This window comes from Methylobacterium sp. GXF4, from assembly GCF_000272495.1.
Lineage (GTDB): Bacteria > Pseudomonadota > Alphaproteobacteria > Rhizobiales > Beijerinckiaceae > Methylobacterium > Methylobacterium brachiatum.
In genome coordinates this window covers 19192-36143 of record NZ_AKFK01000090.1, presented here as the reverse complement: position 1 = coordinate 36143, position 16952 = coordinate 19192, and the positions used below count along the sequence as shown (strand labels likewise).

At 70.0% G+C, this 16952-nt stretch carries 15 protein-coding genes; 11 read left to right on the top strand and 4 right to left on the bottom strand.

From position 1 onward, the window contains the following. The first annotated feature begins 171 nt into the window (after nucleotides 1-171). From WYO_RS25615 to WYO_RS25595, 5 genes are all read left to right on the top strand, one after another. The gene (locus WYO_RS25615; RefSeq protein ID WP_007568135.1) at nucleotides 172-1407 is read left to right on the top strand and encodes an aspartate kinase; all 1236 of its coding nucleotides are present in this window, start codon (nucleotides 172-174) and stop codon (nucleotides 1405-1407) included. Between the two features lie 292 nt (nucleotides 1408-1699). Next, entirely contained in the window at nucleotides 1700-3961 is a 2262-nt protein-coding gene (ptsP, locus tag WYO_RS25610) for a phosphoenolpyruvate--protein phosphotransferase (protein WP_007568133.1), read from the top strand. Nucleotides 3962-4182: 221 nt separating this feature from the next. After that, on the top strand, nucleotides 4183-5268 hold the full coding sequence (gene prfA, locus WYO_RS25605) for a peptide chain release factor 1 (protein WP_007568131.1): 1086 nt from the start codon (nucleotides 4183-4185) through the stop codon (nucleotides 5266-5268). Between the two features lie 8 nt (nucleotides 5269-5276). Beyond that, on the top strand, nucleotides 5277-6182 hold the full coding sequence (gene prmC / locus WYO_RS25600) for a peptide chain release factor N(5)-glutamine methyltransferase (protein WP_007568129.1): 906 nt from the start codon (nucleotides 5277-5279) through the stop codon (nucleotides 6180-6182). A 421-nt stretch (nucleotides 6183-6603) separates the two neighbouring features. Further along, nucleotides 6604-7737 (top strand): DUF4167 domain-containing protein, encoded by a 1134-nt coding sequence (locus WYO_RS25595; RefSeq protein WP_007568127.1) that lies wholly within the window; start codon nucleotides 6604-6606, stop codon nucleotides 7735-7737. Between the two features lie 197 nt (nucleotides 7738-7934). Here the strand turns inward: WYO_RS25595 and WYO_RS25590 are convergent, their stop codons facing one another. The 4 genes from WYO_RS25590 to WYO_RS25575 form a co-directional block, all read right to left on the bottom strand. Continuing rightward, nucleotides 7935-8690 carry a hypothetical protein gene (locus tag WYO_RS25590; RefSeq protein WP_007568125.1) on the bottom strand — a complete coding sequence of 252 codons (756 nt, stop codon included), beginning with the start codon at nucleotides 8688-8690 and terminating at the stop codon, nucleotides 7935-7937. Nucleotides 8691-8700: 10 nt separating this feature from the next. Further along, a complete protein-coding gene (locus WYO_RS25585) occupies nucleotides 8701-9426 on the bottom strand; it encodes an RlmE family RNA methyltransferase (protein ID WP_007568123.1) in 726 nt (241 codons plus the stop codon). Nucleotides 9427-9436: 10 nt separating this feature from the next. Continuing rightward, the gene (locus WYO_RS25580) at nucleotides 9437-10519 is read right to left on the bottom strand and encodes a Ppx/GppA phosphatase family protein (RefSeq protein ID WP_007568121.1); all 1083 of its coding nucleotides are present in this window, start codon (nucleotides 10517-10519) and stop codon (nucleotides 9437-9439) included. A gap of 110 nt (nucleotides 10520-10629) precedes the next feature. Continuing rightward, entirely contained in the window at nucleotides 10630-11103 is a 474-nt protein-coding gene (locus WYO_RS25575; protein ID WP_007568119.1) for a response regulator, read from the bottom strand. A 313-nt stretch (nucleotides 11104-11416) separates the two neighbouring features. Here WYO_RS25575 and WYO_RS32440 point away from each other — a divergent pair, with 313 nt between their 5' ends. The 6 genes from WYO_RS32440 (at nucleotide 11417) to adh (ending at nucleotide 16855) form a co-directional block, all read left to right on the top strand. After that, on the top strand, nucleotides 11417-12223 hold the full coding sequence (locus WYO_RS32440) for a cold shock domain-containing protein (protein ID WP_039904215.1): 807 nt from the start codon (nucleotides 11417-11419) through the stop codon (nucleotides 12221-12223). 96 nt (nucleotides 12224-12319) lie between these two features. After that, the gene (locus tag WYO_RS25565; RefSeq protein ID WP_007568114.1) at nucleotides 12320-12583 is read left to right on the top strand and encodes a hypothetical protein; all 264 of its coding nucleotides are present in this window, start codon (nucleotides 12320-12322) and stop codon (nucleotides 12581-12583) included. A 216-nt stretch (nucleotides 12584-12799) separates the two neighbouring features. Next, the gene (locus tag WYO_RS25560; protein ID WP_007568112.1) at nucleotides 12800-13111 is read left to right on the top strand and encodes a hypothetical protein; all 312 of its coding nucleotides are present in this window, start codon (nucleotides 12800-12802) and stop codon (nucleotides 13109-13111) included. Then, nucleotides 13108-14631: a PepSY-associated TM helix domain-containing protein gene (locus tag WYO_RS29160; RefSeq protein ID WP_007568110.1), complete on the top strand. Its 1524-nt coding sequence runs from the start codon at nucleotides 13108-13110 to the stop codon at nucleotides 14629-14631. The genes WYO_RS25560 and WYO_RS29160 overlap by 4 nt, the downstream gene beginning before the upstream one ends. Continuing rightward, entirely contained in the window at nucleotides 14628-14975 is a 348-nt protein-coding gene (locus WYO_RS25550) for a DUF3325 domain-containing protein (protein ID WP_007568109.1), read from the top strand. Before WYO_RS29160 ends, WYO_RS25550 begins: the two co-directional genes overlap by 4 nt. Before the next feature lie 356 nt (nucleotides 14976-15331). Then, nucleotides 15332-16855: an aldehyde dehydrogenase gene (adh, locus tag WYO_RS25545; protein ID WP_007568107.1), complete on the top strand. Its 1524-nt coding sequence runs from the start codon at nucleotides 15332-15334 to the stop codon at nucleotides 16853-16855. Nucleotides 16856-16952 lie beyond the last annotated feature (97 nt).

Here is a 16952-nt window from a genome sequence, read left to right as displayed (position 1 = left end):
GACCTGTCGGGGTCGCCATAGCACGCCTGACCTAGGGCCGTCGCCGCGACGCCGGAGCCATGCCCGAGCGGTTGTTGACACCTCAACGAGCCGCTTGTACCCGCCGGGCACTGTCCGGGGCCCGCCAGGGCGGTCCCTCTCCCAGACGTCGGGAATCCGCGAAGAACCAACATGCCCCGTCTGGTGATGAAATTCGGCGGCACGTCCGTCGCCAACGTCGACCGAATCCGCAACGTGGCCCGCCACGTCGCCCGCGAGGTCGCGGCCGGCTACGACGTCGCCGTGATCGTGTCGGCCATGTCCGGCAAGACCAACGAGCTGGTCGACTGGGTCAAGGACGCCAACCCGCTCTACGACCCGCGCGAGTACGACGCCGTCGTGGCCTCGGGCGAGTTGGTCACCGCCGGCCTGCTGGCGGTCGCCCTGCAGAAGGACGGCCTCAAGGCCCGCTCCTGGCAGGGCTGGCAGATCCCCGTTGTCACCTCGGACGCGCATGGCTCGGCCCGCATCGCCGAGATCGACCCGAAGAACCTCGAGGCGGGCTTCGCCAAGGGCGAGGTCGCGGTGATCGCCGGCTTCCAGGGCATCCATGCCGAGACCGGCCGGGTGACCACCCTCGGGCGCGGCGGCTCGGACACCTCGGCGGTGGCCGTGGCGGCCGCGATCCAGGCCGAGCGCTGCGACATCTACACGGACGTGGACGGGGTCTACACCACCGATCCGCGGATCGTGCCGAAGGCCCGGCGCATGGAGCGCGTGACCTTCGAGGAAATGCTGGAGATGGCGTCGCTCGGCGCCAAGGTGCTGCAGGTCCGCTCGGTGGAACTCGCCATGGTCCACCGGGTGCCGACCACGGTCCGGTCCTCCTTCGATCCGCCGGACGCCGCGCGCCCTGGCACCCTCATCTGCGACGAGGACGACATCGTGGAACAGCAGATCATCACCGGGATCGCGTTCTCCCGGGACGAGGCGCAGATCACCCTGCGCCGGGTCAAGGACAGCCCCGGCGTGGCCGCCGCCATCTTCGGGCCGCTCGCCGACGCGAACATCAACGTCGACATGATCATCCAGACCGTGTCGGGCGACCAGTCGACCACCGACATGACCTTTACGGTCCCGGCCGCCGAGTACGAGCGCACCCGCGCGATCCTCGACCAGGCCAGCCCGCAGATCGGCTATGCGCAGATCGAAGGCGCCACCGATGTGGTCAAGGTCTCGGCGATCGGGGTCGGGATGCGCAGCCATGCCGGCGTCGCCGCCAAGGCGTTCCGGGCTCTGGCCGAGAAGGGCATCAACATCCGCGCGATCACCACCTCGGAGATCAAGTTCTCCGTGCTGATCGACGCGGCCTATACGGAGCTTGCCGTGCGCACGCTTCACTCGCTATACGGCCTGGATCAGGCCTGAGCCTGAGAGGGTCTAGATTAGCGCGCCCTGGGGCCGGAACGGATGCTGGTTCGGTGACGGGCGCGCGCTGAAACAAGGACTTGGACTAAAGCCTGGAATCGTGTCCCATCGGGCGGGATCCAGGAGCGGATCGGGTGTCTTGAACTAGAACAGTCACGGGCCGGTCCGCCGATCCCAGAGGTGCTCTGGGGTATGCGGCACGGTCCATCGGGCGCCTTCCGTTTCGATGGTGGCGCCAAGGTTGCAGGGTGGTCGACGCCAAGGCCACTCGCCACGTTGGAACGACGAACCGATGCCCGCTGCGCCCGGAGGCCCGCGCCTGCTGCTGCGCCGCCTCCGCGAAGCGATGGCGGAGCCGGTCAGCCCCCAGGCGCGCCTCGACCGCATCGTCGTCCTGATCGCCGCCAACGTGGTCGCCGAGGTCTGCTCGGTCTACGTCCTGCGGGACGACAACACCCTCGAATTGTTTGCCACCGAAGGCCTCAACCGTGAGGCGGTGCACCTGACGCGGATGCACGCCGACGAGGGCCTCGTCGGCCTGATCGCCCGCACCGCCGAGCCGCTCTCCCTCTCGGACGCCCAGAACCACCCGGCCTTCTCGTACCGGCCGGAGACCGGGGAAGAGGCCTACCACGCCTTCCTGGGCGTGCCGCTGCTGCGGGCCGGCAACACGCTCGGCGTGCTCACCGTCCAGAACAAGACCTACCGGGTCTATTCCGAGGAGGAGATCGAGGCGCTCCAGACCACCGCGATGGTGCTCTCGGAGATGATCGCCTCCGGCGAGCTGGAGGGCCTGGCGCCGGATGCCGGCACCGCCGCCCGCCGGCCGGTGGTCGCGCGCGGCATCGCGCTGGCCGACGGGATCGGCCTCGGGCACGTGGTACTTCACGAGCCTCGCGTCGTGGTGAAGACGCTGATCGCCGAGAATGTCGAGCGCGAGGTCGCGCGGCTCGACGCGGCAATCGAGGAGGTCCGCTCGGCCATCGACGCGCTCGTGGAGCGCGGCGACCGGATCGGTACCGCCGAATCGCGCGAGGTGCTGGAGACCGTCCGGATGTTCGCCCACGACAAGGGCTGGCTCCGGCGCATGCGCGAGGCGGTGGCCTCGGGCCTGACCGCCGAGGCCGCGGTCGAGCGGGTGCAATCGGACAATCGCGCCAGGATGATGCGCCAGTCGGACCCGTATCTACGCGAGCGCCTGCACGATCTCGACGACCTTGCCAACCGGTTGCTGCGGGCCCTGATCGGCCCCGAGGCGGCCGGGATCGTGGTCCTGCCCGAGAACGCCATCCTGGTGGCGCGCACCATGGGCCCGGCGGCGCTACTCGACTACGATTCCTCGACCCTGCGCGGCATCGTGCTGGAGGAGGGCGGGCCGACCAGCCACGTCGCCATCGTCGCCCGGGCGCTCGGCATCCCGGCGGTGGGCGAGGTCGAGAACGCCTCGGCCCTGTGCGACGCGGGCGACGCCATCATCGTCGACGGTGTGGCCGGCGAGGTTCATGTCCGGCCGGGCCCGGAGGTCGAGGCCGCCTATGCCGAGATGGTGCGGCTGCGCGCCCGCCGGCAGGAACAGTATCGCGCGCTGCGCGACGTGCCGGCCCAGACCCGGGACGGGGTGCGGGTGGCCCTGCAGCTCAATGCCGGCCTGCTGGTCGATTTCAGCCACCTGCACGAGACCGGAGCCGAGGGCGTCGGCCTGTTCCGCACCGAATTGCAGTTCATGGTCGCCCAGCGGATGCCATCGGCCGCGGAGCAGCAGGAGCTGTACCGCAAGGTGTTCGTCGCCTCGGCCGGCAAGCCCGTGACGGTCCGGACCCTCGATATCGGCGGCGACAAGATCCTGCCCTACATGGCCAAGCTCGAGGAGGAGAACCCGGCGCTCGGCTGGCGGGCGATCCGGATCGGCCTCGACCGGCCAGCCCTCCTGCGGATGCAGTTGCGGGCGCTCCTGAAGGCCGCCGACGGCGACCCGCTCAAGATCATGTTCCCGATGGTCGCCACCGTGGACGAGTTCGTCCGCGCCCGCGGCATCGTGGAGCGCGAGAAGGCCTATCTGCGCCGCCACGGCTACCAGCTGCCCACCGAGTGCCGCCTCGGCGCGATGGTCGAGGTGCCCTCGCTCCTGTTCCAGATCGACGAGATCGCCCGGGAGGCCGACTTCCTCTCCGTCGGCTCGAACGACCTGATGCAGTTCCTGTTCGCGGTCGACCGCGAGAACCGCCGGGTCGCCGACCGGTTCGATCCGCTCTGCGTCGCGGCCCTGCGCGCGTTCCGGCTGATCGCCGAACGGGCCAATGCCGCTGGCTGCCCGGTGACGGTCTGCGGCGAGATCGGTGGACGGCCGCTCGACGCCATGGCGCTGATCGGCCTCGGCTACCGCAGCCTGTCGATGTCGCCGGCCGCCATCGGCCCGGTCAAGGCGATGGTGCTGAGCCTCCATGCGGGTGCGGTCTCGGAGCTGATCGAGACCGAGATGGCCCGGATGCAGGACGGCGATTCCCTGCGCCCGGCGCTCACCGCCTTCGCGCATGCCCACGGCGTACCTATCTAACCCGTCATGCGACCCTTGCCGAAGGTTCGGCCGGGGTTGTACGGCAAAGCCACGACGATTTCGGTCGATGCGCGGCGGCCTCCGCTCTCGAAGGGAAGCGGTGTCGGGTAGGGGACCTGTCTCGCCGCGTCGGTCAGCTCCCTGATCCCGCGCTCGCCCCCTGAGACGAGACCCCGCCCGGCCCGGAACGCCGGACGTCAAAACCTGCAGAAACACGGGCGATGATCCCCTTTCCCACCGAGCGCCTCGACGCCATCCTGGCGCGGCACGAATTCGTCACCGCGCAACTCGCCACGGGCGAGGGTGAATCCGAGACCGTGATCCAGCTGTCGCGGGAACTGTCGGACCTCGATCCCGTGGTGGACGCGATCCGCACGTACCGGGCTGCGCTCGCGAACCTGGCGGATCTCGAGGCGATGATCGACGAGCCGGGCACCGATCCGGAGATGCGCGCCCTGGCTGCCGACGAGAAGCCTGAGGCCCAGGAGCGGCTCGAGGAGACCCACCGGGCGCTCCAGCTCATGCTGCTGCCCAAGGACGCGGCCGACGAGAAGAGCGCGATCCTGGAAGTCCGGGCCGGCACCGGCGGCGACGAGGCAGCCCTGTTCGCCGGCGACCTGTTCCGGATGTACGCGAAATACGCCGAGTCGAAGGGCTGGCGGGTCGAGGTGATCTCCGAGAGCGAGGGCACGGTCGGCGGCTTCCGCGAGGTCGTGGCCGAGGTGAAGGGCAAGGGCGTGTTCGCGCGCCTGAAGTTCGAGAGCGGCGCCCACCGGGTGCAGCGGGTGCCCAACACCGAGACGCAGGGGCGCATCCATACCTCGGCGGCCACCGTGGCGGTGCTGCCGGAAGCCGAGGAGGTCGATATCGTCGTCAACGACGCCGACCTGAAGATCGACACGATGCGCGCCCAGGGTGCCGGCGGACAGCACGTCAACAAGACCGAGTCGGCGATCCGCATCACCCATCTGCCCACGGGCATCGTGGTGTTCGTCCAGGAAGAGCGCTCGCAGCACAAGAACCGCGCCCGCGCCATGGCCCTGCTGCGCGCCCGGCTCTACGACGCCGAGCGGACCGCCAAGGATTCGGCCCGGGCCGCCGACCGGCGCGCGCAGGTTGGGTCCGGCGACCGCAGCGAGCGGATCCGTACCTACAACTTCCCGCAGGGGCGGGTGACCGACCACCGCATCAACCTGACCCTCTACAAGCTGGAGGAGGTGATGGCCGGCACGGCGCTCGACGAGGTGGTCGACGCCCTGATCACCGAGCACCAGGCCGAATTGCTGGCCTCCGAGGGCATGGCCTGAGCGGCGCCGTGACGGGCGATACCAGCCTGGGCCTGACGCGCCGGGCGGCCCTGCGCCGGGGCACGGCCCTGCTGAGCGAGGGCGGCATCGCGGAGGCCGCGGGCGACGCGCGCTTCCTGATGCTGGGCCTTCTCGGCCTCGAGACCCGCGACCTCCTGCTCGACGGCGACGAAAGCCTCGGCGCGGACGAGGCGAGACGCCTCGACGCCGCCCTCGCGCGGCGGCTCACCGGCGAGCCTGTGGCGCGCATCCTCGGCGCCTGGGAATTCTGGGGCCTCCCGTTCCAGCTGGCGCCCGAGACGCTGGTCCCGCGCCCCGATACCGAGATCCTCGTCGAGACGGCGCTGGCATCCGTACCGGACCGGACGGCGCCCCTGCGCTGCCTCGACCTCGGCACCGGCTCGGGCTGCATCCTGGTGGCGCTCCTGAGCGAATTGCGGAACGCATTCGGGATCGGCCTCGACCGCTCGCCGGGCGCCTTGCGCGCGGCACATCACAATGCCGTGGCGAACGGGGTCGGCAGCCGGGCTGCGTTCGTGGCGGGAGATTGGTGCGATGCCCTTCTGGGCGGTTTCGACCTCGTGGTGTCGAACCCGCCCTACATCGCGCAGGATCTCATCGCGCATCTCGACCGGGACGTCCGCCAGCACGATCCCCGCGCGGCCCTCGATGGCGGCCCGGACGGGCTCGACGCCTACCGGCGTATCCTGGAGGGCGTGCGGGCGCGCGCGCTGCTGGCACCGGGCGGGACGCTTCTGTTCGAGATCGGCTACGACCAGGCCGACGCCGTCCGCGCCCTCGCGCGCGGGTCCGGCTTCGCCGATCGCGGGCTCAGCCGGGACCTCGCGGGCCACGACCGGGTGCTGGCATTCAGCCTCTCACCGGGTCTTTCTTCCGGCCACACGGATGCCTAACTCGGCAACGACGATCGGTGCGTTGAGAAAATGCTTGTTGCATCTCCTTGGGAACGCTAGACTCCGCTTGAAGATCGCGAACGGTTCGTTAAGACGGACGACTGTAAGGTCGGTGACGATCTCTGGTCGCCGCTTGGTTCGCTGATCCCCCGTACCGTTGGACTTGAGCGCGCGTGCGACTGCGCGGCGGTTCGACAGCACTCGAACCTGACAATCGACTGGTTTCTGGCGTCTGTGCCCGGGCGCGCGGTGCTGAGGGATGGTCAGGCAGACGCGCGGACCGCGGAGCGGTCATACGTGCGGCTCCACCGGGTGCATTTGGCCGGAGCGCGTCTGAAGATCGACGCCGGGCGCCCCGAAGAACGTCGTTTGCGTGAACGAGGGTCACTGAAGACCGATGAGACCAAACCAGAATCGACGGATGCGCGGCCGCAACCGGCCGAAAGGTCCGAATCCGCTGACGCGCTCGTACGAATCCAACGGCCCAGACGTCAAAATTCGCGGCACGGCGCAGCACATCGCCGACAAGTACGCGCAGCTCGCCCGCGACGCGCAGGCGGCCGGCGACCCCGTCGCGGCCGAAAACTATTTCCAGCACGGCGAACACTATTTCCGGATCGTCTCCGGCGCCCAGGAGCAGACTCGCCCGGCCAATACCGGCGGCTATGCCAGTCGCGCCTACGACGACGAGATGGACGAGGGTGACGACGAGGGCCAGGGCAACGGCTCGGGCCCGAACGGCCACGCCTATAACGGCTACGACGACAACGATCCCGGCCAGCAGCCTCAGCCCTACGAGATGCGCCAGGAGCCGAACCAGGACGGCCGCCAGCAGGGCCGAGACCGGTTCCAGAACCGGGACCAGCGCCGGTTCGACAACAACGGCCGGCAGGATTACCGGCGGCAGGATCAGCCCCGGCAGGACTACCAGCGCCAGGATTCGCCGCGGCAGGATTACCAGCGCCCGGACTACCGGCAGGATCGCCAAGACAATCGGCAGGACAATCGGCAGGACGGTCGGCAAGAGAACCGGCAGGACGCGCGCCAGGATTACGGCCGGCAGGATTACCGCCAGGACCGCCAGGACAACCGTCAGGATTCCCGCGGCGACCAGAACCGCTACGAGTCCGGGCGCTCCGAGACCGCGCGGCCGGAGGCTCGCCAGCCCGAGAACCGATCGCAGGAGAGCCGGGCCGAGGCTCGCTCGGAGGAGCGTCCGCCGCGCCGGTCCGCCGAGCCCCGGGGCGAGGCTGCCCCCCGCGCCGAGACGCCGCGTCAGGCCGAGCCCGCGCCCCGCCGCGAGCGCCGTCGCGAGGCAGCCCCGGCTCCGGTCACCGCAGAGGATCCGGCGAGCCTGCCGGCTTTCCTGATGACGCCGCCGCGCCCCGTGGCCGCGACGACGCCGGTCGAGCAGCCGGCTTCCACCCCGGCCCCCGAGGCCGCGGCCGAAGAGGCGCCCGTGAAGCCGCGTCGCCGCCGCCGGCCGCGCTTCGAGGGGATCGCCCCGGAGGAGGGTGAGGCGCGCACGCCCACCGAGGACGCGCCGACCGAGTAAATCGGAGCGCCGTCGCCGTCAGACAAAGCCGCCCCGGGCAACCGGGGCGGCTTTTTTCCTTTTCGATGCACCGCTCCCATTCATTGCGCGCGTCCGCGAAGCGAACCAGCGATGCGCTGCATTTCGGGACCGCGCGCCGCCCTGGGCCGCGTCGCACCGCTCGCAATGACCCTGTCGGCCCACAACCCGAAAGCCGATCAGCCCCGGGCGGCGCGCCAATCCGGATAGGCGTGGACGCGATGGATCAGCCGGCGGCGCCGGCTGACCTCGCCGAACGGCGCGAGCTCCCAATCCCAGGCCTCGACCGGCGGCGGCAGCATCACGCCGAACATCACGTCGAGACTGTCGGTCACCCGCCCGGCCCGGTCCTCCGCACGCTGGACCGTGTCGGTGATGAGGCAGATCCGCTCCACATGGCCCGCCAGCCAGTTGAGGGCGGCGAGATGGGTCTCGACGATCTGCGTGCCGAGCCGCGGCGGTGCCTCCAGGCCCCTTGCCTCGTAGGCCTCGATTGGGACGATCGGCAGCTGCGACAGGAGGTTGGCCGAGACGATCAGGTCGGCGGCCGCGCAGAGTTTTGCGAGGTCCGGATCCGTCAGCCCGGCGCTGATCTCGGCGGTCATGAGGGCGACGTTGCCGTGCCGCCGGGCGGCGAGCCGCGCCGGCCAGGGATGCACCGCGTCCACCAGGGTCACCCGGTCGAACAGCTTTGCCAGCGCATCGAGCGGCACGTCGTCGAGGAGCCCGGAGCCCAGCACCACCGCCGAACCCCGGCCCACCGTCGCCTCCGCGGCGGCGAGGATGACACCGCGCGCCCGCGCGAGGTGCGGCGCCCAGGCGGCGCGGCAGCGGCGGGACCGGGCGTGGAGCAGGCCGCTTTGTCGGACGTAGCCGCGCCGGCGCAGGCGCAGCGGCGCGGGATTGACCAGCGACAGCGCCCAAGCGAGCAGCATCGGGGCGGGGTCAGGCCTCGTCGGCCGTCGCGGCTCGGGCGGCGACGCTGCGATAGCCGGTGGCCAGCACGTAGAGCTCGCTCGAGTCGGAGCGGCTGGCTGCCGGCTTCACGTGGCGCACGGCGGTGAAATCGCGCTTCAGGTCGGCCAGCAGGGCGTTCTCGGTGCCGCCCTGCAGCACCTTGGCCAGGTAGGCCCCCCCCGGGGCCAGGATCTCCCGGGCGAACTCGGCGGCGGTCTCGGCCAGGCCGATGATCCGCAGGTGGTCGGTCTTCTTGTGGCCGGTGGCGTTGGCGGCCATGTCGGACAGGACGAGGTCGGCCGGGCCGCCGAGCAGCGTCGTCAGCTTTTCCGGCGCCTCGGGATCGAGGAAGTCGAGGGTGATGAACTCGACGCCCGCCATCGGCTCGATCTCGAGCAAATCGATGCCCACGACCCGCCCCGTCGCCCCGACGATCCGCGCCGCGACCTGCGACCAGCCGCCGGGCGCGGCGCCGAGATCGACCACGCGTTGGCCCGGCCGCAACAGCTTGTAGCGCTCGTCGATCTCGATCAGCTTGTAGGCCGCGCGTGAGCGATAGCCCTCGCGCTTGGCCCGGGCGACGTAGGGATCGTTGAGCTGACGCTCCAGCCAGCGCTTCTGCGACAGGGTCCGGCCGCGGCCGGTCTTCACCCGTTGCTTGAGGTCGCCGCGCACGCCCCCGGTGGAGCCCGCGCCCCCGCGCCGGTCCGTCATCGCCGAATCCTCATCGAACGGCCTTCCGGTTCCAGACGCCGTCCTCCCGCATCATGTTCATCAGCAATCCCTCGCGCAGGCCCCGGTCGGCGATGCGCAGGCGGTCCGACGGGAAGGCCCGCCGGATCGCTTCCAGGATCGCGCAGCCCGCCAGTACCAGATCCGCCCGGTCCCGTCCGATGCAGGGATTGTCGGCCCGCTGCTCCAGGCGGGTGTCGAGCAGGTCGTCGATCGCCGTCGAGACCTCGTGGTCGCTCATCCACAACCCGTCGACGCGCCGCCGCTCGTAGCGCGCCAGGCGCAGGTGCATGGCGGCGATGGTGGTCACGGTGCCGGAGGTGCCGAGCAGGTGGAAATGCGGCGCCGTGGCCGCGGCCGCCGCGCGGATCGCGAAGGCGGACAGCTTTTCCGCCACCTCCTCGACCATGCCCTCGAACATCCGCCGGGTCACCTCGGCCCCGCCATGGCGCTCGGCCAGGGTCACCACGCCCACCGGCAGGGAATCCCAGGCGCGGATCCGCAGCGTCGGGTCGGTGGATGGGTTGGCGGCCTCGCCGTCGAGCCAGGCGATCTCGGTGGAGCCGCCGCCGATGTCGAAAATGACCACGGATTCGGCCGCCGGGTCGGCGAGCGCCGCGCAACCGGTGACCGCCAGATACGCCTCGGTCTGCCGGTCGACGATCTCGAGATCGAGCCCGACGCCGCGGCGGACACGGTCGACGAAGGCCGCGCCGTTCACCGCGAGGCGACAGGCCTCGGTGGCGATCACCTTGGCGCGCCGGACGCCCCGGGTCTGCATCTTGGTTCGGCAGATGCGCAGGGCCTCGACGGTCCGCTCGATCGCCGCCTCGTTCAGCCGGTCCGAGGTGCCCAGCCCCTCGCCGAGCCGGACGATGCGCGAGAACGCGTCGATCACCCGGAAGCCGCTGAAGGTCGGCTCGGCGATCAGCAGGCGGCAATTGTTGGTGCCGAGATCCAGCGCCGCGTAGGCAACGCGACGCCGGTCGCGGCCCGGCAGCGGGGCCGAAGTCTGGAGCGGCGCTGCGCCGGTCGATGGGCGGGACGGCGCGGCCGCGGCGGTCTCGTCCCTCATCGGCGCGGCCGTCGGTCCTTCGGGTCGGCCATGAGCGTCGCGCTCGGCCATTCTTGGTGAAAGACCCTACAGGGTCGGTCGGGAACTGCAACGTCCGATCGAGACCGTACTCAGGCGACCGCCTTCATGGCGCTGGTCCGGCGCGGGATCGGCCGCAGCAGGCTCTTCACCTGCGAATAGGGGCGGGGCCGGTTGATGACCTCATCGAGCCGGGACCACAGGGTCTTGGGCGAGAACGGCTTCGCGATGATCTCGTTGACCCCCAGCGCCACCGCGCGGTCGACCACGTTCCGGCGCGGCTGGGCGAGCATCAGGATGATCGGGATGGTCGGGCAGGGGGAGGTGGTCGGGGTACGGGCCAGACGGATGAACTCTTCCCCCGACAGAATCGACAGGTCCCAATCGATGATGCTGATATCGGGCTTGCTCTCGGCCAGCACCCCGAGGGCCTCAGCGCCGTCCGGCGCCTCGAGCACGCGCTTGATGCCGACCCGCATGAGCATGTCGCGCACGATTCGCCGGATGTAGAGGCTCTCGTCCACGACGAGGGCCGAGAGATCGGGGAATGTCGGGGTCGCGATCATGGCCGGGTGCCGTTACGGGGCGCGACGCGAGTCTAGCCCAACAGCCTTTGCGTTTCGCTAACGCCCTCGTCGGCAAGGCGAACGCCACGACGAGCCGTCCCGTCGCCCTGCGTTGTTTGCCGCAAGAAAGTAACGAAACCGGCGCGTCTTGGCCAAGAAGGTCCTTGCGGTCAAGGCCCGATTGCGTCAGGACTGGGGCGTTATTCTTGGTTACCGCGACCGGGGGTAATGATAGTGCGGGGCGTGGGCTGTCTGGGATGGCGCGCACGCGGTATTCGAGACCAGGGCGGCGGACGGTTTTTGCGAGCTTTCGATGGGACGTGGTCGTGATTTCAGGGGGCCGCAGAAGCGCGGCTTCGACGAGGCTGGCGAGCCGAGATGGCCTGATCAGGCTCCCCCCAGCGGCGGATACGGCGGTGGTGGTTTCGGTGGTGGCGGCGGCGGTGGCGGTTTCGGCGGTGGCGGTTTCGACCGTGGCCCGGCCCGCGGCGGCGCGGCACCGGTGGCAACCGGGCCGGAGCGTGATGCGACGGTCAAGTGGTTCAACAAGGAGAAGGGCTTCGGCTTCGTCGAACTCGGCGACGGTTCGGGCGATGCCTTCCTCCACATCCGCGCCGTCGAGGCTGCTGGCCACGCCGACCTGATGCCGGGCACCCGGCTGACGGTCACCACGGCGCAGGGTCAGAAGGGTCCGCAGGTCACGAGCGTCACCAGCGTCGACACGTCCACGGCCGAGGCGCCCGCGCCCCGGCGTGAGATGCGCCCGCGCACCGGCGGCTTCGGCGGCGAGCGCTTCGGCGGTGGCGGCGGCTACGGTGGTGGCGGCGGCGGTTACGGCGGCGGTGGCGGCTACGGCGGTGGTGCCGGCGGCGGCTTCAGCGGCGGTGGCCGTGCAGCCTCCGGCCCGTCGGTCGAGATGAGCGGCACCGTGAAGTGGTACGATCCCGCCAAGGGCTTCGGCTTCGTCTCGGTCAATGACGGCGGCAAGGACGTGTTCGTCCACCGTTCGGCTCTGTCCCGCGCCGGCCTCGAATCGCTGGCCGAAGGTCAGCAGGTCACCCTCGGCGTCGTCGAGGGCCAGAAGGGTCGCGAAGCTTCGAGCATCAACGTCGAAGATTGATCGGTTTCGCGGCCGTCTTGCTGCCGCGATCCGTGAGAATGCTGGAAGGCGGCGTCCCCGAACCGGGGGCGCCGCCTTCTGCGTTTCGGGACCGCCATGCGTACTGTGTTGATGCCCGCGATCCTCCTCATCCTGGGTAACGCGGCCGCGCGGGCTGAGGATTTCAGCGGCTTCTATGCCGGGGTGAATGCCGGCTATTCCTGGGGCAAGGGGTGCGACCGCAGCTTCGTCGCCCCCGCGACCGGACCGGGCGCCGAATCCGGCCGCAACGAGAGCGGCCCGGATCTGCCGCCGAGCGCGCGTGACGCGGCGGCCGCGCTGCAGCGATCGAGCCGGAGCGGCGTCGGCGGAACACGCTGAGGTCGGGCAAAGGGCGGATGGGCGCGAACCGATTCGCCGTTGAAAGCACAAATCCAGCGCGCGGCGGGATGAACCGGTAGCCGGCGGTCGCGGCTATCGGCCGGCCGCCTAAGCGGCTCTCGCCACACTGGAATCGTTCCCAAACATAGCCGTTGCGAGTCCCGGTCGGCCGCTGCTAGGCCGCGATATGGGATCACGAAATCGGGAGACCGTGCGATGAGCGCCCGCTCGATGCCGGGGCTGACCTACCGTCTGGCGGTGGCCGGGCGCGTGGTGCTGGCCGCTGTCGGCGGTTACGGCGTTGCGGCCTTGTCGGCTGCTCTGCTGGCTTTGATCCTGCCGATGGCGCGATCCGAGGCGGTCTCGACGGGCACGCTGGCGAGCTTCGCGATCATGGCCGGCGCGGTCGTCTGGGTCTTCGCCGCGCGGAATCTGGCGCGTGCGGCTTTGGTCCTCGGAGGCATTGCGGCCTTGCTGGCCGGGGGCCTGTGGCTCGCCGGGGCGTTCTCGGCGGCGGTGGCCTCATGAGCCGGCCCGGAAAGAGCGTCCGCCAGTCGATGGCGTGGCTGCACACCTGGTCCGGCCTCGTGGTCGGCTGGGTGCTGTTCGCGATCTTCGTCACCGGTACCGCGAGCTACTACCGCGCTGAGATCTCGCACTGGATGCGGCCGGAGCTCAGCGAGCCGACGGCCGATCCGGCGACGGCGGCGACCCGCGCCGCGGCCTATCTGAAGCGGCAGATGCCCGATGCGCTGGCCTGGTCCGTGAAGCTTCCGACCACGGAGCACCCGTCGACCGAGGTCTATTGGTGGAACCATCCGGCCGGACCGTATCACCACGCGCTGCTCGATCCCGCCACCGGCGAGGCATCTCAGGCGCGCGACACCCGGGGCGGCGATTTCCTCTACCGCTTCCATTTCGAGCTGAGCCTGCCGCCGATCTGGGGACGCTGGATCGTCGGGACCTGCGCGATGATCCTGCTGATCTCGTTGATCACCGGGATCATCACCCATCGGCGCATCTTCGCGGACTTCTTCACCTTCCGGCGGGACAAGTCGGCTCAGCGCGGCTGGCTCGATGCCCACAACGTCGTCGGCGTGCTGGCGCTGCCGTTCCACCTGATGATCGTCTATACCGGCCTCATCGAGCTGGGGCCGATGCTGATGCCCTGGGGCGTGAAGGTGGCCTACCAGCACGATATCCGGGCCTATTACGCCGAATCCGGAATCATGGCGGCGACGCGCAAGCCCGCGGGCCAGCCCGGCAGCCTGATGCCGCTCGGCGACATCGTCACCCGGGCGATGGCGGCCCACGGCGAGGCGCCCGAGCTCGTGATGGTCACGATGCCGGGCGATGCGGCCGCGAGCGTCACCGCGTTCTTCGAGGAGCCCCCCGGCCTGGCACATCTGCATCCGCAGATCGTCTATGCCGGCGATACCGGCGCCGAGTTGTCGCGCACCGGCGAGGTCGGCGCGGCGACCCGCACCGGCGCCGTGATGGTCGGCCTGCACGAGGCGCATTTCGCCGCCGCGCCGCTGCGGGCGCTGTTCTTCCTCTGCGGAATCATGGGTGCGGCGACCATCGCGTCCGGCCTCGTACTCTGGACCGTCGCGCGGGCGCCGAAGGGCGCGAATCCGGCGGGCTTCGGCCTGCGCCTGGTGCGGGTCCTCAACCTCGGCACCATCGCCGGCCTGCCCACGGGTCTGGCCGCCTATTTCATGGCCAATCGCCTGCTGCCCCTCGACCTCGCCGAGCGCGCCGGCTGGGAGGTGCGCGCCTTCTTCGCCGCCTGGATCCTCGCCGCCCTGGTGGCGTCCCTATACCCGAAGGCCAAGGCCTGGCCGTTCGCCTTGGGGATCGCGGCGCTCGCCTTCCTGGCCATCCCGATCGCCGACGCGATCACGGTGGGCCAGGCGCGGTTCCTCGGCTTCGACGCAGCGATGCTGGCGGTCGCCATCCTGCTCGCCGTCGGCGCGCGGCTGGCGGCCAAGCGGCCTGAACGGTCGCGGGTCGCCCGGCCGACCCTGTCCAGGGCGGTGGAAGCGTGACCGCTTCCGCGCTCGCCCTGAGCCTCTGCCTCAGCTTCTCGAGCTTCGCCGCCCTGGCGCTCAGCCTCGACCGGCACCACCGCGCCGCATTCCGGGTCCCCGCGCCGCGGGCGCGCATCCGGAGCCTGCGGGCAGCCGGATGGTCTGGACTCGCGGTGGCCTTCGCCGCAGCGGTCGCCTGCAGCGGTTGGAATTTCGGGCCGGTGCAGTGGATCGGCGGGCTGACCGGGGGGGCGCTGCTGGTCGTGGCGGTGATGTCCTATCGGCCGGCCTGGCTGCGAGCCGCCGCGGTCGCGGCGTTGCCCGTGGCGATGCTCGCTCTGCCGTTCGCCCTGGGCCCCTGAGAACCGTCTCAAGCGTCGGCCAAGCTAACGCTCAAGGTCAGCATACCGTCTTTTCGGGAATGCGACAGTGTTGGCCGAGCAATCGTCGGCCGGGCGCCGCGGCGGGCCGGTCTTCGCATGGCTGCCGTGCACTTCAGAACCGGTCCAAAATTGTCCCCTCGCGATCCTGAACAGGAGGGCGTAGACTCGCCCCACTCGCGCACTGGCCAAAAGTCCACCTTGATTCGGCAGGCCAAAAGCCATTGGCTGCCATCCGAGCCGAACCGGACCGACCTGAGATAAGCGGCGGTCCGCGTACCAGCTTCAGCCCAAGAGCCGCGGTTCGCGAGGCCGGGGCTTATGGAGGGAACAGAGCCATGAACAAGCCGGAATTCCTCGGCGACGCCCGGACGAAGTCACCCTTCTCGGCCCGCTACGACAATTTCATCGGCGGCCAATGGGTCGCCCCGACCGCCGGTCGCTATTTCGAGAACACCTCGCCGATTACCGGCAAGGTCATCTGCGAGGTGGCCCGCTCCGATGCCGCCGACGTGGACAAGGCGTTGGACGCCGCCCACGCGGCCAAGGAAGCCTGGGGCCGCACCGCCCCGGCCGAGCGCGCCCGCATCCTCAACAAGATGGCCGACCGGATGGAGGAGAACCTCGATCTGATCGCGCTCGCTGAGACCTGGGACAACGGCAAGCCGATCCGCGAGACGACCAACGCCGACATCCCCCTGGCGATCGACCATTTCCGCTACTTCGCCGGTTGCGTCCGCGCGCAGGAGGGCTCGATCTCCGAGATCGACCACGACACGGTGGCCTACCATTTCCACGAGCCGCTCGGCGTCGTCGGCCAGATCATCCCGTGGAACTTCCCAATCCTGATGGCCGTCTGGAAGCTCGCCCCGGCGATCGCGGCCGGCAATTGCGTCGTGCTCAAGCCCGCCGAGCAGACCCCCGCCTCGATCCTCGTGGTGATGGAGCTGCTGGCCGACCTGCTGCCCCCGGGTGTGATCAACATCGTCAACGGCTTCGGCCTCGAGGCCGGCAAGCCGCTGGCCTCCTCGCCGCGCATCGCCAAGATCGCGTTCACCGGTGAGACCACCACCGGCCGCCTGATCATGCAATACGCCTCGCAGAACCTGATCCCGGTGACCCTGGAGCTGGGCGGCAAGTCGCCGAACATCTTCTTCGCCGACGTGGCCAACGAGGACGACGACTTCTTCGACAAGGCCCTCGAAGGCTTCACCATGTTCGCCCTCAACCAGGGCGAGGTCTGTACCTGCCCGAGCCGCGCGCTCGTGCACGAGTCGATCTACGACCGCTTCATGGAGCGGGCGATCAAGCGGGTCGAGGCGATCACCCAGGGCTCGCCGCTGGATCCCGCCACGATGATCGGCGCCCAGGCCTCGGGCGAGCAGATGGAGAAGATCCTCAGCTACATCGATATCGGCCGCCAGGAAGGCGCGCAGCTGCTCACCGGCGGTGAGCGCAACGTCAAGGACGGCGAGCTGGCCGAGGGCTTCTACGTGAAGCCGACGGTGTTCCGCGGCCACAACAAGATGCGGATCTTCCAGGAGGAGATTTTCGGCCCGGTCCTGTCGGTCACGACCTTCAAGGACGATGCCGACGCGCTGTCGATCGCCAACGACACCCTCTACGGCCTCGGCGCCGGCATCTGGACCCGCGACGGCACCCGCGCCTACCGCTTCGGCCGGGCGATCCAGGCCGGCCGCGTCTGGACGAACTGCTACCACGCCTATCCGGCCCATGCGGCCTTCGGCGGCTACAAGCAGTCCGGCATCGGCCGCGAGACCCACAAGATGATGCTCGATCACTACCAGCAGACCAAGAACATGCTGGTCAGCTACTCGGCCAAGAAACTCGGCTTCTTCTGAGTTCCGGTCCGGGTCATTCCCCGAGCTGACTTCACCCCGGCCTCACGGCCGGGGTTTTTTGTTCGGGGGAGGGGGCGCCATCCCGACGCGAGGGTTA